This window comes from Allobosea sp. NPDC003192, from assembly GCF_050275675.1.
Taxonomy (GTDB): domain Bacteria; phylum Pseudomonadota; class Alphaproteobacteria; order Rhizobiales; family Beijerinckiaceae; genus Allobosea.
In genome coordinates this window covers 192,291-207,603 of sequence record NZ_JBNNPK010000002.1, presented here as the reverse complement: position 1 = coordinate 207,603, position 15,313 = coordinate 192,291, and the positions used below count along the sequence as shown (strand labels likewise).

Genomic DNA, 15,313 nt, shown 5'->3' with positions numbered 1-15,313 from the left:
TGTGACGCGCAACACCCGTCAGGGCCTCATGCCAGCCAGGATAGGAGCGTCGCCAGGCCCTGTTCAAATGAATTTGAAGGCCTTATTCATGAGCCAAATTGCTCAATTACCGGATGATGCAATGGATGTCGCCGGGCTCGAAGCCTTCATCCAGATCGCCGAATTCGGCAGCTTTCGCCGCGCCGCCGAGGCGATGCGGCTGTCACAGACGGCCCTGAGCCACCGCATCCGCAAGCTGGAGGAGGATGTCGGCGTCACCCTGTTCCAGCGCACCACTCGCAGCCTCGCCTTGACCCGGGCCGGACAGGACTTCTTCCCGGAAGCGCGCGACGCGCTGATGCGACTCTCGAGCCTCTACGAAAACCTGAGACGCGAGGGCCGGCAGGCGCAGGAGCGCGTATCCGTCGGCTGCCTCGGCTCGCTCGGCGAGCATTTCCTGCCCGAGGTGCTCCGGGAGTTCCGCCAGCGCCATCCAGGGGTCTCGGTCACGGTCTTCGACGAGCCGGCGGCGGCGCTGCGCGAGCGCGTCGCCTCGGGCGAGGCCCAGTTCGCCCTCACCATCCTCGGCGCCCAGCTCTGGACCCAGAAATCCCGCGCCCTGTTCGAGGAGGATTTCGTCGCGGCCGTCCCCGCCGGTCATGAACTGGCGGATCGGGCGGAGCTCACCTGGGCCGATCTCGTCGGCCATCCGCTGGCGCGTGTCGCCACGACCACGAGCCACGGCTTCATGCTGAGCGAGAGCCTCGGCACCTTCGGTGAGCGGCTCGACTGGGCTTATGAGGTCCAGCGCGTCAACATGGCCGCTTGCTTCGTCGCCAGCGGCATCGCCATCACCGTGCTGCCGCGCCTCGCCATCCCGCCGAGCACGGAACTGCGCGTCATCCCGATCACCGCACCGCTGATCCGGCGCACGGTCGGCATTATCGCCCGGGACGGCGTCCAGCTACCTGCTCCGGCGCTGCAGCTGCAGCGCATGCTGCTGCACGCAATCGCGCGCCATCCCAAGACTGCGGCGGCGCGAGCGGCCAGGGTTCAGCCAGGAGGTGTCGACAAGGATACGACGGAAGCGAGCTCGTCCCCACCAAGCACATAGGCGAGGTCGTAACTGGTCCAGGCTTCCCGGCCCCTCGCCAGGCCGCGCGTGTCGAGCGCAGCATCGAGCACGCCGGCGATCTCGGGAAGACGTTCGCGATCGTAGCATTCGACCATCAGCGCACCGCCGTCGGCATGAGAAATCCCATCGCCCGACGGGACCGAGAACGGCACCGGCGCAACCGCTGGATCCTTCGCCAGGACATGGACTGCCGTCGCTGCGGTTTTCTGCAGCACGAGTTCCACCACCGCTTCCCAACGACCAGCGGGCGCCGCGGCATCGGCGAAGACGGTTGCCATCAGCGCGCCGCCCACGCCGCCGCCGCGACTCAACTCGATGAGATGACCGACGCGGAAGAAGCCGCGGAAGGACGGGCGCATGCTGCGTGACCACGGTGTCGGGTTCTGTAGCAGAGCCCGGTAGGGCTCGCTGTCGAGCACCCCGGTGTTCTCAAGCTCGTAAAGCGTCAGGAATTCCGGAAGCGGCCCCTCGCCGCGGTGATAGCGCCGGGCCCGCAGCATTCCGGGGATGGCGAGCCGCTCCGGCACATGCTCGCGGGTATGCCAGAGATCGTACTCGCCGCGCCGTTCGGGATCGACACCGTTCCAGAGCGAGAGCAGGCCGCAGCCCTTGAGCATCGCTTTACGTCCTTGTCCTTCAGCCTTGCGGCAGCGGTCCGTCGAAGCGCCAGCCTTGCGCTTCCAGCCGCGCTACTCCGTCGAGCAGCCCGGCGAGCGCTGCCTCCGACAGGATCTCCAGCGCCACCGCCCCGGCATAGCCCTGCCGCTCCAGCTCGCGCCTGATCGCGGAAAAATCGATGGCGCCGCTGCCGATCGGGTCGTGCCGCCATTGGCCGGCGGGGCTGTCCGAGAGATGGACGATGCCGATGCGCCCGGCGAGCAGGCGCAGGCCCTCGGCCGGGTCCTCGCCGATCGCGAAGCCGTTGGCGACATCGTAGATCACGTTCACGTCGTCATAGCCTTCCTCGTCAAGGAAGCGCGCGATCACCGCCGCGCTGTCGAGCAGCCCCTGCGGATGGTTCTCGAGGATCACCCCGACACCGGCCCGGCGCGCCTCCTCCACCACCTGCCGGAAAGCCGGCCGGAAGCTCTGCATCAGCCGGTCATTGGCCTTGGCAAGCAGCGCATGGCGCCGCCCGGAGCCGACGCAAGCATGGCGCGCGCCCAATTCGGCGCATCGCAACGCCAACCGGCGATAAGCCTCGACCGAGAAGGCGACGACCTCGGGAGCGGCGCTCGCGAGATTGATGTCGCTGCTGGCGAGGTCGGCAGCCAGCAATTCGAGACCATGCTCCGCAACAAGCTGGCGCAATCCTGCAGTTCGAGCCTCGTCCTCGCGCCAGGGATCGAAATGCGGCGGTGTCGCCATCAGCTGGATCCGGCGGAAGCCGGCACGGGCGAGGGCCGCAACCGCTGCCTCCGCCTCCTCCTGCCAGACGAAACCGAAGGTGTGGGCCGCCAGCTGCATTCTTTGACTTGTCCCTATGAAGGTTGGCCTCAGCCGAAGAAGGGGCCACGCGGCTGATGCGAGACCAGCGTCGGGCTCGCCCCCAGCGCCAGCGACAACTCCCTGGCGGCGCTGAGCAGCATCGGCGAGAAGGTCAGCATCTTCTCCTCGGTCAGGCGGATATGCGGCCCGGCGATCACCAGCGCGCCGATGACCTCGCCGCTCTGGGCGCTGCGGATCGGCGCCGCCGTCGCGCTCATCCAGGGCGAATAGGTCTGGCTCACCATGCTGAAGCCGCGCTTGCGCGCCTGGCGCAGATATTTGAGCAAAGCGGCCGGCGTCTGCGGCGCCTTCGGACCGAACTCCTCGCGCGAGCCGTAGCCCTGGCGCTCGACCAGCGCGAGCGCCTCCTCCTCCGGCAGACAGGAGAGCCAGGCATGGCCGCTGGCCGAGCAGGAAAGCCGGCCCGACTGGCCCATGTCGGGGTCGTAGCGCAATCCGAACGGCGAGCCTTGCGATTTTGCCACCCAGATCAGCTCGCGCCCGTCGATCAGGGCGAGGCGGACCAGCTCGGCCGTCTCGCGCGCCAATTGGTCGAGCACCGGCTGGGCGAGATCGGTGATGCCGCTGCCGGCCAGGAAGCTGAAGGCGAGCGAAGCGATCTTGGCCGTGAGCTGGTACATGCCGTGATGGCGCTCCTGCCGGACATAGCCGCGCTCGACCAGGCTCGTCAGCACGCGATGCGTCGCGCTGCGCGGAATGCTGAGCCGCTCGGCGATCTCGTAGAGCGGCAGCCCGTGCGCATGAGCCGCCAGGAGCTCGATCACCCCCAGCGTCCGCTCGAGCAGCCCGCTCGGAGCCTGATCGGCCTCGGACTCTTCCGTGTCAGCGACGAGCTTCTTCGCCATGGCCCTATCCATAATGGAGTTCCTGGCGTTGTCTCTGGCGTGCCGCTTCATGGACGGCAAGTGTGGCCCGCAAGGTGCGGGTCGCATCGGCGGCGTCGATCAGCGGCCTGGCGCCATCGCGCACGACATCGCGCAGATGGCCGAGCTGGCGCAGATAGGGGCTTTCGCGCGTGATCGGCAGCGCCTGCCGCGTGATCGGCGCGAACCAGCTCTTCTCGCCGTCATAGCGCCAGAGATCGAGCCCGGGCAGCGTCAGCGAGCCTTCCGTCCCCGAGAGGAAATGCGAGGTCACCGGCGCAGGCTGCGCCGGATAGTTCGGCAATTCGCCCGAGGACAGGTCCCAGCTCCAGGGCGTCACCGCAGTGTCGGACAGGCTGACCGTCACTAGCGCCCCGTTTTCCAGTTCGAGCAGCACCGCCGCGGTGTCCTCGACCGGCAGGCCGCGGATACGGTCGGAGGTGACGGCCTGCACCGCGGCGATCTCGCCGCAGATGAAGCGGATCAGGTCGATCTCGTGGATCAGGTTGATCAGGACCGGCCCGCCGCCGGGCTCGCGCCGCCAGGCCAGGTCGAAATAGGCGTCGTGCTTGTAGAAGGTGTAGAGCACCGTGGCCGTGTTCAATCGCCCGAGCCCGCCGCTCTGCACCGTCTCGCGCGCGGTAGCGATGATCGGGTTGTAGCGCCGGTGATGGCCGACGAGGATCGGCACGCCGGCGCGGGCCGAGGCCGCCGCGAGCTCCTCGCCCTCCGCCACCGTCACCGCGACCGGCTTCTCGATCAGCGCCGGAATCCCCTGCGCGATCGCATCGAGCCCGATCGGCAGATGGGTCTGGTTCGGCGTCGCCACGATCAGCGCCTCGACGCCACCTGCCGCGATCAGGGCGTGATGGTCCTTGAACCAGCGCAGGCCACGTTCCTCGCAATAGGCCCGGCCGGCATCGGTGGGATCGGCGACGCCGGCAACCACCGCAAAATCCGTCTTCGCGATCACGTCCGCATGCAGACGGCCGATCGCTCCGGCCCCGACGATCCCGACTGAAAATGGCGCCATGGGCCTGCCTCCTGCGTTGCCCCTCCTTATCCCGCTGGTCGCGGCTGCGGTCAAGCTGACTGGAATAAGATTCCAATTTTGAAAATAAGACTGGAATTACATTCCAATCATGTTAGAGGATCGCCGCCGGCCCGCATCGCGGAGCCAGCCAATCGGAGCCAGGCAAGGCTTCCGGGGAACGCCAACGCAGGGAGGGACGTCGTGACCGACGCAGACAAGCCGCAGCGGATTTCCACCATCAGGCGCCGAAGCCTGCTCCTCGGCGCCGGCTCGCTCGGCGCGAGCGGCCTCGTCTCGGCCCGGCTCGGCATGCCCTATATCGGCAACGCCGCCGCGGCCGAGCCGATCAAGATCGGCATGATCTGGGCGAAGACCGGCAGCATCGTCGACCAGTCGGAATATCTAGCCCAGGGCGGCATGCTGGCGCTGGAGCAGCGCAACAACACCCTGCTCGGCCGCCCCGCCGAGATCGTCTGGCTCGACGAACCCAATCCGCAGGGCGCTCAGCAGAACGCCGAGCGCCTCGTCGGCGAGCACAAGGTCGTCGGCATGGTCGGCGGCGCGCTGAGCTCCTTCGCCCTCGGCATCTCGGCCGTGGCGAAGAAGGCTAAGATCCCCTACATCGCCGCCAATGCCGCCACCGGCGACCTCACCGGCAAGTCCTGCAACAAGTACACCTTCCGCCTGCAGCCGCCGGTCGAGGTGCATGTCCGCGCACTCGCGCCCTATTGCGGCGAAATCGGCAAGAAGTGGTATTTGCTGACGGCCGCCTACGCTTTCGGCCAGGACATCAAGAAGGCCTTCGAGGCCTATGCCAAGGCGAACGGCATCACCATCGTCGGGGCCGACGAGGTCCCGGTCGGCACGCCCGACTACAGCTCCTTCATCCTGAAGATCCGCGCCGCCAAGCCCGACGTCGTCATCGGCGGCGTCGCGGCGAGCGACCTCACCACCTTCCTGAAGCAGTGGAACGAGCTCGGCATGCGCGGGCGCATCCCCTTCGCCGAGATCTCGGTGGGGAACACCGATCTCTGGGGCGTCGGGCCGGAGGCTGCGGACGGGCTCTACACCCTGACCTGGTACTACAAGAACCCGAACAATCCGCCGGAAGAGCAGGCGATGGCGGCGGCCTATGAGAAGAAATACAACCGCCCCGCCGCCGACAAGGCCTGGATGGGCTGGTTCGGCATGAAGAGCCTGCTCGACGCGATCGAGGCCGCCAAGTCGACCGAGCCGGCGGCGATCGTCGCCGCGCTGGAAAAATGGCAGGTCAAGCGCGGCGACCTCGACGTCCACTATCGCGACTTCGACCACCAGATGGTCAACCGCCTGCTGATCGCCGGCATCAAGCCGAAGATCACCGACAAATGGGACTATTTCGACATCAAGGCCGAGCTGCCGAAGACGCAAGGGGACATCGACAAGGCCTTCGGCTCGCAGGCCGAGAGCGCCTGCAAGATGGACGCGCTCTGACGCTCCGCCCAGCCGGATGAAGGGCCGGCCGAGCCACGCGCCGGCCGGTCCCTTCTTCTTCCCTCGCCGCGCCCGCTCGAGGAGCGCCTGCCATGCTCGATATGATCCTGTCCCAGGCCGTGAACGGCTTGGTGTTGGGCTTCCTTTATGTGCTGATCGCCGTCGGCCTCTCGATCATCTTCGGGCTGCTCGGCATCGTGAACTTCGCCCATGGCGCCTTCTTCGCCGTCGGCGCATATGTCGCCTTGGTGCTGGCGCGCGAATTCGGCTGGTGGGCGGCGCTGCTCGCGCCCTTCGTCACCGGCGCGCTCGGCATGCTGGTCGAGATCGTGCTGATCCGCCATCTCTACGGCAAGGAGCCGCTGCTCGGCCTGATCCTGACCTTCGCGCTGGCGCTGCTGTTCGAGGCGGTGCTGCGCATGATCTTCGGCGGCGCGCCGCTGCCGTTCAGCGCGCCGCGCTTCCTCTCCGGCTTCGTCGAATACGGGCCGGTCCTGCTGACCAAGTACCGGATGTTCGTGCTCCTGGTGACGGTCGCCGCCCTCGTCGCCTTCTGGGCCTTCCTGACCTACACGCCCTTCGGCCGGATCATCCGGGCCGGCTCGCGCGATGCCGAGATGGTCGGCCTGCTCGGCATCAACCTGCCGGTGGTATTCAGCTTCGTCTTCGGCATCGGCTGCCTGCTCGCGGGCCTCGCCGGCCTCCTCGCCGCGCCGCTCTGGACAGTGACCCCGACGATGGCGGCGAGCGCGATCATGCCGGCCTTCGTCATCGTCACCATCGGCGGGCTCGGCTCCTATGCCGGCGCCATCGTTGCCGGCCTGCTCGTCGGCGTCACCATCGCCATGACCATCCAGTTCCAGCCGGAATGGTCGGGGGCGGCGATGTATGTGCTGATGGCGGCGATCCTGCTCGTGCGTCCCCGTGGCCTCTTCGGTGAAAAATGGGAGCGCTTCGAATGAACGCCCGCGGCTTCCTTGCGCATCCCGCCCTCTGGGCCGGCCTCGTCCTGTCCGGCCTGACGCTGCTCTGGCTCGGCCTCGGCGCGCCGATCGGCCTGATCACCCAGATCGCGATCTACACGCTCTACGGCATGGGCGTGAACCTGCTCGTCGGCTATACCGGGCTTGTCCCCTTCGGCGCCTCGGTGTTCTTCGGCTGTGCCAGCTATGCCGCCGCCTTCTTCGTGCTCGGGCGGATCAGCAACGACCTCTTCGGCATCGTGCTCGCCGTGCTGTTCTCGCTGGCGCTCGCTTTCGTGCTCGGGGCGCTGATCCTGCGCCGCAAGGGCCTCTATTTCTCGCTGCTGACCCTGGCCTGCTCGCAGATCGCCTTCGAGGTCGCCTTCAAATGGACGGCGGTGACCGGCGGCGAGAACGGCCTGCAGGGCGTCGCCCGCGCCAGCTTCGCCAGCGACCTCTCCTTCCATCTCTTCGTGCTGGCGGCCGTCGTCGCCGGCATCTGCCTGCTCTGGCGGCTGGTGCATTCGCCCTTCGGCCGGGCGCTCCAGGCCGTGCGCGACAACGAACAGCGCGCCCGCAGCCTCGGCTTCAACGTCTATCTGCTCAGGCTCGGCTCCTTCGTGGTCATGGCCGGCTTCGTCGGCTTTTCCGGCGCGCTGCTGACCTTCCTGCTGCAGGGCGTCTACGCCAACAATCTGAGCTGGCAGCATGCGGGCGACGCGCTGCTGATGACGGTGCTCGGCGGCGTACACCACTTCCTCGGCCCGCTCTGGGGCGCGATCACCTTCATCGTCCTGGAGAACCGGCTCTCGGCGATCACCGAGAACTGGTGGCTGATCTTCGCCCCGGTCCTGATCCTGTTCGCGCTGCTCTCGCCGGAGGGCATCCAGGGCCTCGCCCAGCGCCTGTTCGGCAAGCAGCGCTGGACCCTGACCCGGGGCAGCATCCCGCCGCGGCCGGCGCTGATCGAGCCCTATGTCAGCGCCGGCCAGGCGATGGATCCGGACAAGCCGATCCTGGAGACGCGCAAGCTCTCCAAGCAGTTCGGCAGCCTCGTGACGGCCAAGGAGATCGACCTTCAGGTCAGGCCCTTCGTCCTGCACTCGATCATCGGCCCCAACGGCGCCGGCAAGACCACCTTCTACAACATGCTGACCGGCGTGCTGCCGCCCACCAGCGGCCAGGTCTTCTTCGAGGGGAACGAGGTCACCCGCCTGCCTATGCATGCCCGCGCCCGGCTCGGCATGGGCCGCTCCTTCCAGATCCTCTCAATTTTCCCGAATCTCAGTGTGTTCGAGAATGTCCGCATCGCCGTGCAGGCGCAGCGGATCGGCGCCCGCGGCCTGCTGCGCGATGCCCATGCCGACGCGGCGATCAACGCCCGGGCCTGGTCTATCCTCGACGCGGTCGGCCTTGCCGACCAGGCGGCCGAGCTCGCCCAGGACCTGCCGCATGGCGCCAAGCGCCTGCTCGAGATCGGCGTCACCCTGGCGATCGAGGCCAAGCTGCTGCTGCTCGACGAGCCGCTGGCGGGCCTGGCAGAGGCCGACCGCATCGTCGTCGCCAACCTCATCCGCAAGCTCGCCCAGCGCCATGCCGTGCTGCTGATCGAGCACGACATCGACCGCGTGCTGGCGATCTCGGACCGCATCTCCGTGCTGCATCAGGGCCGGATGATCGCCGACGGCAAGCCGGCCGAGGTCGCGCGCAATCCCGAGGTGATCGCCGCCTATCTCGGCGCCGCCAAGGACGGCGAGCGGGCGTCCGCTCCAGCCGTGGCCCGCCGCGCGGGCGCAACGAGCCCGGTCCTGCTCGATGCAAAAGGCATCGCCGTCGGCTATGGCGGCAGCACCGTGCTCTCCGGGGTCGATCTCACCATCCGCGAGGGTGAGGCTGTCGCACTGCTCGGCCGCAACGGCGTCGGCAAGACCACGACGCTGCGCGCGCTGACCGGCAGCCTGCCCCTCGACTCAGGCTCGATCAGCTTCGCCGGCACGGAGCTGCGCAAGCTGCGGCCCTTCGAGATCAACCGGCTCGGCATCTCTCTGGTGCCGGAGGGACGGCGGCTCTTCCCCAACCTCACCGTCACCGAGAACCTGCTCCTGGCGCAGCGCCCGGGCGGCATCACGCTGGAGGAGGCCTTCGCCCTGTTCCCGCGCCTCAGGACGCGCCAGGCCGCCAAGGCGGAGAACCTCTCCGGCGGCGAGCGCCAGATGGTCGCGATCGCCCGCGCCCTGATGGTGCCGAGCAAGCTCGTCCTGCTCGACGAGCCCTTCGAGGGCCTGGCCCCGGCCGTGGTCAATGAAGTCATGGAGGCGCTGGTGAAACTGCGCGGCCGCGTCGCCATGATCATCGTCGAGCACCATGCCGAGCTCGTGCTGCCGATCGTCGACCGCGCCTATGTGCTGGTCAACGGCCAGGTCGCCTTCGCCGGCGACGCCGCCCAGCTGGAACATGACGAAGCCTTGCAGGCGCGCCTTCTCGGCGTCGTCGAAACCCAGGACACTCGTGCGGCCTGAAGCATTTTCGAGCGAAGTGGACACCGGTTCGCGTGAAGAAAATGCGCCAACCAAAAACTGCCGTCGACGGAGGATACGACCGTGAGCATCACCATCACCGGCGCGACGCGCCTCAACGTCATCGTCGGCGAGCCGATCGCGCAGGTGAAGTCGCCAGCCGGCATGACGGCGGCCTTCGCTGCGCGGGGCCATGACGGCATCGTCGCACCGGTACGCGTCGCGCCCGAGAATCTCGCCACCTTTCTCTCCGCGCTCGACCATGTGCCGAACTGCGACGGCATCATCGTCACCGTGCCCCACAAATTCGCCTGCCATCGCCATTGCGCCAGCGCCACCGAGCGCGGCGACTTCCTCGGCACGGTCAACATCATGCGCCGGCGCAAGGACGGCTCCTGGCATGGCGACATCGTCGACGGACTCGGCTTCGTCGGCGCCGTCAAGGCCAATGGCGGCGAGCCCGCCGGCAAGCGCGCGCTGCTGGTCGGCGCAGGCGGCGCCGGCTCTGCGATCGCGCTCGCCCTCGTCGATGCCGGCGTGTGCGAGCTCGCCATCCATGATGCCGACGCCGAGCGCCGCGACCGGCTCATCGCCCGCCTCGACGGCCGCAACGGCGCAAAGGTCCGCGTCGGCTCGGCCGATCCGACCGGATTCGAGCTCGTCGCCAACGCCTCGCCCGCCGGCATGAAGCCGGGCGATCCGCTGCCGGTCGAGGTCGACAAGCTCGCACCCGATACCTTCGTCGGCTGCGTCATCACGGTTCCCGTGGTCTCGCCGTTGATCGAGGCGGCCCGCAAGCGCGGCTGCCAGACCTCGACCGGCAGCGACATGTACCAGGCGCTGCAGAGCGCCATGGTCGACTTCCTGCTCGCCGGCGAGCGTATCGGCTGAGGTCCATGATGTTCACGACGCTGGCGGCACTGCCGGAGCAGACATCCTACGACGTCATCGTCGCCGGCTCCGGCGCCGCGGGACTGGCAGCGGCCGTCTTCGCCGCGATCGAGGGCCGCTCGGTGCTGGTCGTCGAGCGCACCGATCATGTCGGCGGCACCAGCGCGCTTTCCGCCGCCACGACCTGGGTCCCGAACTCGCTGCATGCCGAGAAGGTCGCGACGGGGGACTCGCTGGAGAAGGCCGCCCGCTTCCTCGACGGCGTCGTCGGCAACCACTCCTCGGCACGTTTGCGCGAGGCCTTCCTGCGCGCGGGACCGCAGGCGATCGCCACGCTGGAAAAGCGAACCGCGGTCCATTTCCGCCCTTATGCCACCCATCCCGACTATGAATCGGATGTCGAAGGCTCGACCTTGCGCGGGCGTGCGTTGGAGCCGATCCCCTTCGACGGACGCCGGCTCGGCGCCGATCTCCAGCGCATCCGCCCGCCGATCCCCGAATTCACCCTGTTCGGCGGCATGATGATCGACCGCACCGATATCGGCCATCTGCTAAGGCTCAAGACCTCCTGGGTCTCCTTCAAGTACGCGGCCGCCATTCTCGGCCGCTACGGGCTCGACCGCCTCCGCGGCAAGCGTGGCACGCGCCTCGTCATGGGCAACGCCTTGATCGGCGGCCTGCTGCTGACGCTGAAGCAGCATGGCGGCACCGTCCTGCTCAATGCCACGATCACCGAATTGCAGAGCGGTCCCGAAGGCGTCACCGGCGTCGTCGTCGAGCAGGGCGGCGTGACGCGCGCGATCGCAGCCGGCCTCGGCGTCGTGCTCGCCGCCGGCGGCTTCAATCGCCACCCGCAGCGTCGCGGCGCCATGCTCCATACCCCGACGCCGGCGCTCAGCCCCGCCGCTCCCGGCCATACCGGTGCGATGCAGGACCTCGCACTGAAGCTCGGCGCGCGCTACGGCGAAGGCAGCCGCGACAACGCCTATTGGGCGCCGGTTTCGACGCGGCAACGGTCGGATGGCTCGACCGCCGTCTTCCCGCATTTCGTGCTCGACCGCAGCAAGCCGGGCACCGTCTGCGTCGACCAGACCGGCCGGCGCTTCGTCAACGAATCCACCTCCTATCACCTGTTCAGCCGCGCCATGTTCGAGGCGAACCGCACGCGCCCGACCATCCCTTGCTGGATCATCACCGATGCCGAGGGTCTCAGGCGCTACGGGCTCGGCATGGTCAGGATGGGCACGCGCGACCTCAGGCCCTTCCTCGCCGACGGCTATCTCGTCGAAGGCGCGAGCATCGCCGAGCTCGCCGGCAAGCTCTCGATCGACCCTGCGACGCTCACCGAAACCATCGCCCGCATGAACGATCACGCCCGCAAAGGCGTCGATCCGGAGTTCGGCCGCGGCACCACCGACTATCACCGCGTCAACGGCGACGCCTCGCGCGGCCTGCCCAATCCGACGCTCGGTCCGATCGCGACCGCGCCCTTCTATGCGGTCAAGCTGACGCCCGGCGACATCGGCGCCGCGACCGGGCTCGTGATCGACGAGAACGCACAGGTGCTGGGCGAGGGCGACCAGCCGATCGGCGGGCTCTATGCCTGCGGGAACGAGGCGCAGTCGATCATGGGCGGCACTTATCCGGGGCCCGGCATCACCATCGGCCCGGCCATCACCTTCGCCTGGTGCGCGGTCCGCCACGCGCTCGGGGAGCATACTGCGGGATGAGCGGTGACCTGCCCAGCTCCTGCGATTTGTTGGTGATCGGCTCCGGGGCCGGCGGGTTGGCGAGTGCCGTCACCGCCGCCGTGCTCGGCCTCGACGTCGTCGTGATCGAGAAGGAGCGCCATTTCGGCGGCACCACCGCCTGGTCCGGCGGCTGGATGTGGCTGCCGCGCAATCCGCTCGCCCGCGCCGCCGGGATCGACGAGGACGAGGAAACGATCCGGACCTATCTGCGCCACGAGCTCGCCGAGGGCTATGACGAGGCCTTCGTCACCATGCTGATCGAGCAGGGGCCGCGCATGGTCGAGTTCTTACGGCGCGAGAGCGCTGTCGACTTCATCGACGGCAACCGGATGCCGGATTTCCACGGCAACACGCCCGGCGCCGGCACCGGCGGCCGCTCGCTCTGCGCCAAGCCCTTCGACGGGCGCGAGCTCGGCACGCGCCTACAGGATCTGCGCCCACCGCTGGCCGAAATCGCACCCTTCGGCATGAACATCGCCTCCGGCGCCGACCTCCAGCACTTCCTCAACGCGACGCGCAAGCTCTCTTCCTTCCTGCACGTGCTGCGCCGGTTGGCGCGCCATTTTGTCGACCGTGCCAGCCATGGCCGCGGCCTGCATCTGGTCAATGGCAACGCCCTCGTCGCGCGCCTGCTCAAATCCGCCGACGATCTCGGCATAGCCTTGCTCAAGGAGACCGCGGCGGTGGAGCTGCTGCGCGATGGCGAGCGCATCACCGGCGCGGTCGTCGAGCACGAGGGCCAGCGCCAGACGATCCGGGCGACGCGCGGCGTCGTGCTCGCCACCGGTGGCTTTCCGCATGATCTTGCCCGCAAGTCGGCGCTATTCCCGCATGCGCCGACTGGCCGCGAGCACTGGTCGGCGGCGCCCCGCAGCAACACTGGCGACGGCCTCCGGCTTGGCGAGGCGGCGGGCGGACATATCGAGGCGGACCTGCCGCATGCGGGCGCCTGGGCTCCTGTCTCGCTGGTGCCCAAGTCCGGTGGCGAGCCCGGCCGCTTTCCGCATCTGGTCGAGCGGGCCAAGCCCGGTGCGCTCATGGTCCGCCGCGACGGCAGGCGCTTCGGCAACGAAGCCGATTCCTATCACGACGTGATGCAGGCGCTCTTTGCAGCGACTCCGGCGGGCGAGCCGGCAGAGGCCTGGCTGCTCTGCGATCACCGCTTCCTGCGCCGCTACGGGCTCGGTCGCGTCCGGCCCCGCCCCTTCCCGATCCAGCCCTGGCTGAGCAACGGCTATCTCAAGCGCGGCGCCACGATCGCAGAGCTCGCCGCTGCCTGCGGCATCGACGCCGCCGGGCTGGCCCATACGCTCGACACCTACAACGCCGCCGCCGCCGAAGGGCGCGACCCCGAATTCGGCCGCGGCGACACCCCCTATAACCGCATCCAGGGCGCGGCCGACAATCAGCCGAACCCTTGCGTCGCGCCGCTCGGGCCGGGGCCCTTCTATGCGGTCAGGATCGTGCCCGGCAGCCTCGGCACCTTCGCCGGCCTCAAAACGGACGCGCAGGCGCGCGTGCTCGATGACCGCGATGCGCCGATCCCGGGCCTCTATGCCGTCGGCAACGACATGTCGAGCATGATGGCCGGCCGCTATCCGGCTGGTGGCATCACCCTGGGCCCGGCCATGACCTTCGGCTATGTCGCCGCCCATCATGCCGGCGGCATCCCGCTCGCCAACAACCGTTCCTGATTCCGCGTCCGGAGACCCGCCATGCGCTATGAAATCGCCACCCTCACCGTTCGCCTCGGCAAGGCCGGGGCTGTCGTTGCCGCGATCGACGCTGCGTTGAAGGCGCCGGAAGCCAAGGGCCGACTGCTCGGCTGCTGGGCGAGCGAGATCGGCACGCTCAACCAAGTCATCCTGCTGCGCAGCTTCGCCGACGAGGCCGAGCTCCTGTCCGAGCGCCAACGCCTGCTCGCCAGCGGCAATCCGTTCGGCGCCGGCGAAGATATCGCCAGGCTGGCCTTCGACAGCTATGCGCCCTTCCCCTTCCTGCCGCCGGTCCAGCCCGGCAAGTTCGGTGCCGTCTACGAGATCCGCACCTATATGCTGAAGCATGGCGGCGTGCCGGCGACGATCGCCGCCTGGCAGGCCGCCGTGCCGGCGCGCGTCGAGCTCTCCCCGCTGGTCATCGCCATGTATGCGCTCGACGGGCCGCCGCGCTTCACTCATATCTGGCCCTTCGCCAGCCTCGATCAGCGCGCCGCCGTCCGGGCCGACTCCGTCGCCAAGGGCATCTGGCCGCCGAAGGGCGGGCCGGAATGGTTGACCGGCGAAATGTATTCGACGATCGCCCTGCCGACCGCGATCTCGCCGCTCGCCTGACAAGGGTATCGATCATGCCGCTGATGTCGCTCGCCTATCTCACCACCGTGCCGCTGAGCCCGCCCGATGCGGTCCGGCTCGCCGCCGAGCTCGGCTACAACGCCGTCGGCCTGCGCGCGCTGCCGGCCGCGCCGGGCGGCGACACCAGCCCGCTGATCGAGGACGCCGCGCTACTGGCCGAAACCCGGCGCGCCATCGCCGGCGGTGTCCCGGTCTTCGATGTCGAGATCATCCGGCTCGGTGCCGATTTCTCCGTCGAGGCCATCAAGCCCTTCCTCGAGGTCTGCGGCGCGCTGCAGGCACGCGCCGTGCTGGTCGCCGGCGACGATCCCGACGAGAGCCGGCTCACCGCCTCCTTCGCCGCCTTCTGCGCGGCGGCGGCGCCTTATGGCCTGACCGGCGATCTCGAATTCATGCCGTGGACGAAGGTTCCGGACGCCAGCACGGCGCTGCGCATCGTCAGCGCTGCCGATCAGCCCAATGGCCGCGTGCTGGTCGACGCGCTGCATGCCGGCCGCTCCAGCACCACGCTCGCGGACATCGCCGCGATCCCGGCCGCGCGCCTGAGCTATGCCCAGCTCTGCGATGCGCCGGCCGAGATTCCAACCACGACCGGAGGCCTGATCCACACCGCCCGGCAGGCCCGCCTGCTGCCCGGCGAAGGCGGCATCGACCTCGTCGGCATCTTCAGCCAGCTCCCGGCAGAATTGCCGGTCAGCGTCGAGGTCCCACATCTCGAACGCACCGCGCAGCTCGGCGTCCGCGAATGGGCCCGCCAGGCGCTGGCCGCGGCACAAGCGACCCTTTCCGCCCGCGATGTGGCGGTGGCCAGGGGTGCGTCGCTGCGGCGGGATGCGTGAACGCCCGCTAA

Annotated in this window: 13 protein-coding genes; 9 read left to right on the top strand and 4 right to left on the bottom strand. The window is 68.7% G+C overall.

All coding sequences use genetic code 11. The features are described 5' to 3' along the window. Positions 1-121: 121 nt before the first annotated feature. Positions 122-1,093: a LysR family transcriptional regulator gene (locus ACQKLX_RS03715; RefSeq protein WP_427359601.1), complete on the top strand. Its 972-nt coding sequence runs from the start codon at positions 122-124 to the stop codon at positions 1,091-1,093. Here the strand turns inward: ACQKLX_RS03715 and ACQKLX_RS03710 are convergent. From ACQKLX_RS03710 to ACQKLX_RS03695, 4 genes are read right to left on the bottom strand one after another with little or no spacing between them, the layout of a single operon-like run. Further along, positions 1,033-1,731 carry a hypothetical protein gene (locus ACQKLX_RS03710; protein WP_427359599.1) on the bottom strand — a complete coding sequence of 233 codons (699 nt, stop codon included), beginning with the start codon at positions 1,729-1,731 and terminating at the stop codon, positions 1,033-1,035. The two genes, ACQKLX_RS03715 and ACQKLX_RS03710, sit on opposite strands and share 61 nt — an antisense overlap. A 19-nt stretch (positions 1,732-1,750) precedes the next feature. Further along, complete coding sequence (locus ACQKLX_RS03705; RefSeq protein ID WP_427359598.1) at positions 1,751-2,581, bottom strand: sugar phosphate isomerase/epimerase family protein; 831 nt, start codon at positions 2,579-2,581, stop codon at positions 1,751-1,753. A gap of 29 nt (positions 2,582-2,610) precedes the next feature. After that, positions 2,611-3,468, bottom strand: a complete 858-nt coding sequence (locus tag ACQKLX_RS03700) for an IclR family transcriptional regulator (protein WP_427359596.1) — start codon at positions 3,466-3,468, stop codon at positions 2,611-2,613. 4 nt (positions 3,469-3,472) lie between these two features. Next, positions 3,473-4,519 carry a Gfo/Idh/MocA family protein gene (locus ACQKLX_RS03695; protein ID WP_427359594.1) on the bottom strand — a complete coding sequence of 349 codons (1,047 nt, stop codon included), beginning with the start codon at positions 4,517-4,519 and terminating at the stop codon, positions 3,473-3,475. 201 nt (positions 4,520-4,720) lie between these two features. On the opposite strand from ACQKLX_RS03695, the gene ACQKLX_RS03690 reads away from it, so the two are divergent. The 8 genes from ACQKLX_RS03690 (at position 4,721) to ACQKLX_RS03655 (ending at position 15,302) form a co-directional block, all read left to right on the top strand. Next, positions 4,721-5,992: an ABC transporter substrate-binding protein gene (locus ACQKLX_RS03690; protein WP_326874661.1), complete on the top strand. Its 1,272-nt coding sequence runs from the start codon at positions 4,721-4,723 to the stop codon at positions 5,990-5,992. Between the two features lie 92 nt (positions 5,993-6,084). Further along, complete coding sequence (locus tag ACQKLX_RS03685) at positions 6,085-6,954, top strand: branched-chain amino acid ABC transporter permease (protein ID WP_427359592.1); 870 nt, start codon at positions 6,085-6,087, stop codon at positions 6,952-6,954. Beyond that, entirely contained in the window at positions 6,951-9,473 is a 2,523-nt protein-coding gene (locus ACQKLX_RS03680; protein WP_427359590.1) for a branched-chain amino acid ABC transporter ATP-binding protein/permease, read from the top strand. Before ACQKLX_RS03685 ends, ACQKLX_RS03680 begins: the two co-directional genes overlap by 4 nt. A gap of 81 nt (positions 9,474-9,554) precedes the next feature. After that, a complete protein-coding gene (locus ACQKLX_RS03675) occupies positions 9,555-10,361 on the top strand; it encodes a shikimate dehydrogenase family protein (protein ID WP_427359588.1) in 807 nt (268 codons plus the stop codon). A gap of 8 nt (positions 10,362-10,369) precedes the next feature. Next, the gene (locus ACQKLX_RS03670; protein ID WP_427359586.1) at positions 10,370-12,091 is read left to right on the top strand and encodes an FAD-dependent oxidoreductase; all 1,722 of its coding nucleotides are present in this window, start codon (positions 10,370-10,372) and stop codon (positions 12,089-12,091) included. Further along, a complete protein-coding gene (locus ACQKLX_RS03665; RefSeq protein ID WP_427359584.1) occupies positions 12,088-13,806 on the top strand; it encodes an FAD-dependent oxidoreductase in 1,719 nt (572 codons plus the stop codon). Before ACQKLX_RS03670 ends, ACQKLX_RS03665 begins: the two co-directional genes overlap by 4 nt. 21 nt (positions 13,807-13,827) lie before the next feature. Then, complete coding sequence (locus ACQKLX_RS03660) at positions 13,828-14,442, top strand: NIPSNAP family protein (protein WP_427359582.1); 615 nt, start codon at positions 13,828-13,830, stop codon at positions 14,440-14,442. A gap of 14 nt (positions 14,443-14,456) precedes the next feature. Continuing rightward, positions 14,457-15,302, top strand: a complete 846-nt coding sequence (locus tag ACQKLX_RS03655) for a sugar phosphate isomerase/epimerase family protein (RefSeq protein ID WP_427359581.1) — start codon at positions 14,457-14,459, stop codon at positions 15,300-15,302. Positions 15,303-15,313 lie beyond the last annotated feature (11 nt).